At 38.8% G+C, this 6,000-nt stretch carries 4 protein-coding genes and 1 pseudogene; 3 read left to right on the forward strand and 2 right to left on the reverse strand.

Features of this window, described 5'->3' with window-relative positions; translation table 11 throughout:
* The first annotated feature begins 324 nt into the window (after nucleotides 1-324).
* Nucleotides 325-510, forward strand: coding sequence for a hypothetical protein (locus A6733_RS08235; RefSeq protein WP_141663417.1), 186 nt, complete (start codon nucleotides 325-327; stop codon nucleotides 508-510).
* Between the two features lie 287 nt (nucleotides 511-797).
* Here the strand turns inward: A6733_RS08235 and A6733_RS00240 are convergent, their stop codons facing one another.
* Nucleotides 798-1,622, reverse strand: coding sequence for a hypothetical protein (locus tag A6733_RS00240; protein WP_092460216.1), 825 nt, complete (start codon nucleotides 1,620-1,622; stop codon nucleotides 798-800).
* A gap of 1,959 nt (nucleotides 1,623-3,581) precedes the next feature.
* Here A6733_RS00240 and A6733_RS09835 point away from each other — a divergent pair.
* Together A6733_RS09835 and eno are read left to right on the forward strand one after the other, a co-directional pair.
* Nucleotides 3,582-3,677, forward strand: coding sequence for a hypothetical protein (locus tag A6733_RS09835; RefSeq protein ID WP_092403595.1), 96 nt, complete (start codon nucleotides 3,582-3,584; stop codon nucleotides 3,675-3,677).
* Between the two features lie 61 nt (nucleotides 3,678-3,738).
* Nucleotides 3,739-3,942: pseudogene (gene eno, locus A6733_RS09585) on the forward strand (phosphopyruvate hydratase); the annotation flags it as partial.
* Between the two features lie 585 nt (nucleotides 3,943-4,527).
* On the opposite strand, the gene A6733_RS00255 reads toward eno, so the two are convergent.
* The gene (locus tag A6733_RS00255; RefSeq protein ID WP_092460219.1) at nucleotides 4,528-5,319 is read right to left on the reverse strand and encodes a hypothetical protein; all 792 of its coding nucleotides are present in this window, start codon (nucleotides 5,317-5,319) and stop codon (nucleotides 4,528-4,530) included.
* Between the last annotated feature and the right edge of the window lie 681 nt (nucleotides 5,320-6,000).

Consider the following 6,000-nt stretch of genomic DNA (forward strand, 5'->3'; position numbering starts at 1 on the left):
CATTAACAGAAACTTTTGAAACATTTTTTGAGCTAGTAGGTTTGCTACGGAACAGCGGTCTTCCACAATGTTATAGGCGAACAAGCCACGTACATCGCTGAATCATACTAAGATATAGCAGGTCTATCAATCTAGCAGTTCTTGTTAAACATTATTTAGGTATTTAGGCCAGCAAAACAACAACGTTTAAGAATAAACAGGAATCAACATACGTACGTACATTCATAAGCTTTTTGTCGTATGTGCTACATAAAGTCAGCCATTTCCCTTGCCTTATTTTTTTTATTTTTGTTTAAAGATTTACATACCAAAAAACGATTCCCCATGGTTGATTCATTTGAAAATGCTTTATCGCGGCAAGAACTTCCTGATTCTGTACCGCTAAATGGTGATAGCATCGCTGAAATTACCTTTAGAAGGGAAAGCGAGGGGAAAACACATAAATCAGATAAATTACAACTAAACCTACAATTGTTGCTACCGCGAAACCCAGCCCTTACACCACCGTGATACTGCGACCATATGACTGTGGGCCATGTGTTTTCGTTGTTCCCGAATTTGACAGTTCTCTTCCGTTACTATCAGCACCTTTTCCTCCGTCGTAATCAGCACCCAGAAGCCGTTTCTGGCACTTGGAAAGATTTCGCCGATTTCGAAAAACATAAGGGCTAGGGAAACCATGTTAGGGGAACACATGTCATACCCACTGTACTCCACCCTAAAACAAGTCAAACTACCTACGGGTATTAATACACTACGTATACCATTAAGCTTTTAAAAAAAGCTAATCACCACCTCTATTTCTTGCGTTTTCTGTCTTTGTTTGAGAATCTATGAGCACATGACACAGCAAGAACGAACATCGAGAGAAGTATATAGACAACCATAAATGCAACCTGACGACGAGAATTAACTTCTCCAACTGGGCCACTCGCAGACGCGCTTTCCTGAGTGTTATTTACTGGTCCTGCAGTATTGCTACTAAGAATACTAACCAAACATGCTAACGCTGCAAGCGGTCCTCCTACTGTAACAGAAGTTGCTAAAAAGGAACATAACCTACCAAACCTACCCATACGACTGTCGATGGTACCATGTTTTGGTTCAGTTCTCCTGCCGTGATGATGATGACCATGGTGGTGGTGGGTTCGTGGACCTTTTGTTCTTGTTGCTATTAAGCCCGAACCGTCATCTCTTTTATCCCTACCTCTTCCTTCAGCAGCATCCCTAGCGTTCCTAGCAGCTTCTTCAGCGGCAGCCTCAGCAGCCCTCTCAGCAGCAAGTTTTTGCCCCTCACCTCTATGAACTCTCGCCGCTCTTCTGTCTTTTTTATTCCATTCGACACCCTTCCCAGCATGATGATGATGACGTTTACTTCCCTTTCCTTCTTTCCCCTCCGTTTTTCTTCTGGGTCTTGCACCTAATCCCCGTGATTCATCATGGCCTGGGGACGTCAAAGAGCTCCTGCTGGACCTACCACATCCTGATTCAGTACTCCTTACATCCCTATCCTGACCGACAGCTCCAAGGGGAGAATGACCTTCCCCAACATTAGCAGGTTCACCACTAGCTTCTGAATCGCTGCTACTACCTGAAACATCGCGTGTTATCCTATCAGACATATTTACCCCTCTATTCCCTCTATTGCTGTTCTTTTACTTTTTTACTCTGATACACTCTGATACTCTACTTTAAACACCGATGATGACCGACGTAAGCAAACATAGATCAGTGTAAGCACTAGCGCCTGATTGTGCTAAAGTAAAGATGAAGAAATATTATTTATATGAATTTTTTATTGTTATAGTAATGAGTAATGAATAAGTAATAAGTATAGATAGTTTGTATATGGTTATATCCACAATATAATAGTGAGAGTACTGATCAAGTACCGTAGTAAAATAATATTGCTTTTAAGATTGATTGCACAGATTTTTGGGTTATTAGTTATACTACTGCATTGGGAAAGATAATTTTTATCTTTCTACGATAGTCTTCTTCTATGCCATAAATAACAAAGAGATGTATTAGCTCCCAGTGCTAATAAAATTAGCTTAAAATTTCGATTTTCTTGGGTGCTGTGAGAAAAATGGAGGAGAGTTTTTTCCCTGTTGCTCTAATGCGAACCGATTCTTAGAGTAAGGTCTGTTGTTTTAGTATTTCATGCAATTCAATGTGCGTTTGTACTTTGCTAGATTAGATGCCATGCTGACACAACCCAAATGCGTATACTCCCCCTATTGACATAAATGGCGCGCCCAATTTACCCGATGTGATGAAGCATAGTTATTCCATAGGCAATTTATTTTAATTAGTGCATATCTTTTCCAACTAATTTAGGATCTACATGAAATTTGGTTTTTTTGTACAGTTATTGATGAGGTAGTTTTGCTCCACATATAAATAATGTTAATCAAGGTTTAGATCTGTTGATAGATGCTATCTGATGGTCTGGTTTTTATTCTGGGAAAGATTACATGACTGAGGTTGATAGGAGCGTCTAGCAACTAATGACCAGGTATTTGAAACTAGCAAACATGTCAGCCAGTGTGTTGATGGCTGTAGTACTCTACGTGGATTTTACGAATAGCAACATAGACAATATCCAACATGCCTGTTCATTTATGCTTTAACAATTGAGAATACATTTTGCCTTAAAGTGTAATTTAGAACTTTATACTGACCTATCTTCCTCACGGCCAATAAAATGATTTGTTCGTTACCAGTTTTTCTAGTTATATGTGTTTTATTCTGTCTCTCTGTCTGTCATCTTCGTGAGTTTAACCAAGCTATTCTTTTATACATTTGCATAAGGAGATAACAAAACATACAAATACCACAAAAGAGCCATTCATTAAGCATTGTTTGGATAATTTAAGCAATTGTTTTCCAATAATATATATCTACTGAAGATGGCATGGACAAAGATGATAGGAGTGTATGGCAATAGTTGATTAGAAATTTGGGAGATAGAGTATATTTGGTAGGGACGGCATGCAGAACAGGACGTCTTGTTACATCTTCCAATGACAATTCACCCAAGATAAATCAAATTGAATTGGGAGATTAGGATATTGACAGAAACGTGTTTTAAATATTTCTGCTAGCGAGCAAGACCTATTACGATAGCACGGTAGCAATTTGGCACAATTCCGAAGAAGACAGTCTAAAGGTACTTTTATTACAGTCAAATGGTAGACTTTTATATACTATGCCGATGAAAAATTTTTATTTTGTTCTTGTATTTTGGTGAAGTTTTGCATTGCGGTGTTTTAATTTTCCATTCGCTAAGGGAAAAGCTAAATGAAATTGGAAATTGGATTTTTTTGCACAGTCGGTGATGAAGGTGGTTTTGCTCCACACCTAAGTGGTATTGATCAGGTTTAGAGTTATTGGCAGATGCCATTTATTTTGCTGCTTTTGATCTTGGCTAGGATATGTGTATTGCTTTAGATTGTACTAGTAGTCAGTTTTATTCAGATGGGTACTACAAGATTTTTAACAAATTTATAAATTCGGATGATTTTTGTTCTATTTGGATAATTTATGCAGTTGTTTTCCAATAGTGGCTAGAAGATGGTATGGCGGAAGATTATTGGAGCGGTTGGCATTTATTGACCAAATGTTTGGTAAATAGGGTACAGTTGGTAGGAGATGATCTTTTTATTTTTGCGTAATGGCATTAGAACTGAGTGTACTAATGCTATCTTAATTAAGCCTAACTAAGTTGGAACATTAACAGAGACGTTTGAGACATTTTTTTTGGCGAGTAGGTTTGGCTACGGTACAGTAATTTTGCATCGTCATGGAGAAACCAGCGACATTTTCATTGCTGATTTGTCAGTTGCTTGTAGTGCTGGTCAAATCAAGACTGGAGCCACGTATTCCGATCGCACTTCCAAAAACACAATCACTCGTTTGTATAGAAAAGGAATTGGGTAGGGGTTGCTGTTTTTCTGGGAAGGACATGTTTATACAGTCAAAGAGCTGGACATGAATACGAATAATTTTACTACTACTAAAGAATTAGCCATAGAGCTTTGCATAACACTCCGTGCACCAACGTCACGCAAGAACCTATTATCGTTTTCACGCTGCACAGAGCTGCTAAATTTGTAACACACATCGTTAATGCTCTTATTGCTAATGTTTCAGTATCTGTGGCGGTGCTGCTAAATTCAGAATCGGCGAAGAACCCAGTATCTAGTTATCTAGTTATAGATGCTTTAAAAGCTATTGCTAATTTTAGGGTAGGACCATGCTAATTGTTCCTGCCGGATTTTTACTTTCGGCCTCTCTGTGTGTCGCTTTAGGTCTTGCACTCAACGCATGAAATAAAAATAACACAAGATAATTGGTTACGTTCCGCCTAACTCTACACAACCACCCAGAAATTGTACCTTTATCATTCTCCTACTTTACGCTGCGGCTGAGCTGAGGTGAGGCTTGACTTTTCATCACCACCACCATCATAGCTACCATTTAAAAGTAGATCTGGCGCCACTCAAGACACACACTCATACCTTTCTATTTCTTCTTACTTTTGTCTTTTTCCCCTAATCTAAGATTAGGTATATTTGTCATAATCTTCACTACAATTAATAGATATGCAAGCGACCCAACAAGAACAATATAACCTAAGAGCCTCTTTAATGATCCATTTCCAGATTTACCTTCCCTGTCTGAATTCGCTGATTTTGCAATATTATCAAGTGCAAATATTACCAACGCAATAGCTGGTCCCAGCATAAAAGCGAGAAAGAAAAAAATAATGAATAACGAACCTCCAACACCATATCTCCTAAAATCATCACGCATATTAGCTAAGAAGGTAGTTCTTTTCCCAACTCGACCACGACCACTTCGTGCCTCCGTAGCAACATGTCTTACTGCTATTAAACCCGACATGTCTGCTCCCCCTTTGCTTCTACCTCTACCTTTTGCCCCGGCAGTAAGCTTAGCAGTTCTCTCAGCAGCAAGTTCTTGCCCCCTACCTCTATGATGTTTCGCTGACCTTCTGTCCCTTTTATGCCACACATTACCTTCCTCAGAAAACTTGCCCTTTCGTTCCCCATCCTTTCCCACTCCTTTAGCTGATCTCTCTTTGGGTCTTGCGCCTAATTTCAGTGGTTCACCACGGCCTGGGGATGCCAAAGAGCCTCTGCCGGGCCCACTACCACACCCTGATTTGCTATCCTCACCCTCATCTTGAGCGGCTGCCCCAAGGGGAGAGCCGTCCCTACCAGCACCAGTAGTTTCACCATCTTCTGAACCACCGCTGCTACTATCATAAACTCCAAGCGTTATCCTATCAGACATAAAAATAATCCCTGCTGTTGCTTTTCTATTTTGTTGTGCTCTTCTATTTCGGCGTCAATGACCCACAAGGCACCACACATCCGGCAAAAAGCACTTACTCTGCGGGCATGGTAAAGATGAAAAAATATTATTTATATCAAATTGTTATCATTACGATGTCAAATAAGTAGTAAGTATAATATAATCTATAATCTGCACTTAATGGTGTCTACGATACAACAGAGGAGTAGAAGTACTAGTTAAATGTCGTAGTAATCTTAGCAAAATCATCACCTTGCTTTTTAGGATTACGCAAACATATTCCGACACATTGCTACATTAGGATTTTTTTATAAACTTAATATGTCTTATAAATATAAATAAAAATAATAACAAATAACAAAAATGTGTTAGTTCCTAGTGCTAATACCTTTCAAAATTTCATTTTCTTTAGTATTTGTAGAGGGGACTGATGGGGGCTTTTGACTATTGCCCCAAAATGTTCATATTTGTTGCTAATTAAATGTGACGTCAACACAAACAAAATGTATTACTCTTTCCTTTGAATGTAAATACATACCCAATTTACCCAATCTGCTGAAGTGTGGTTATTAGTAAGCAATTTACATATGTGTGTAACTTTTCCTAAGTGAGCTAATTGGTTCTATGTCTGCAGTCTACTTATAGGCGATTATAGTTATA

Source organism: Candidatus Ichthyocystis sparus (assembly GCF_900078745.1).
In the GTDB taxonomy this organism is placed as follows: domain Bacteria; phylum Pseudomonadota; class Gammaproteobacteria; order Burkholderiales; family 2013Ark19i; genus Ichthyocystis; species Ichthyocystis sparus.

Bases quoted from the DNA above. Each gene is read 5' to 3' on its own strand.
- A6733_RS09835 (WP_092403595.1), top strand. From the start codon at position 3,582: ATGGCGGAAGATTATTGGAGCGGTTGGCATTTATTGACCAAATGTTTG.
- A6733_RS00240 (WP_092460216.1), bottom strand. From the start codon at position 1,622: ATGTCTGATAGGATAACACGCGATGTTTCAGGTAGTAGCAGCGATTCA.
- A6733_RS00255 (WP_092460219.1), bottom strand. From the start codon at position 5,319: ATGTCTGATAGGATAACGCTTGGAGTTTATGATAGTAGCAGCGGTGGT.
- A6733_RS08235 (WP_141663417.1), top strand. From the start codon at position 325: ATGGTTGATTCATTTGAAAATGCTTTATCGCGGCAAGAACTTCCTGAT.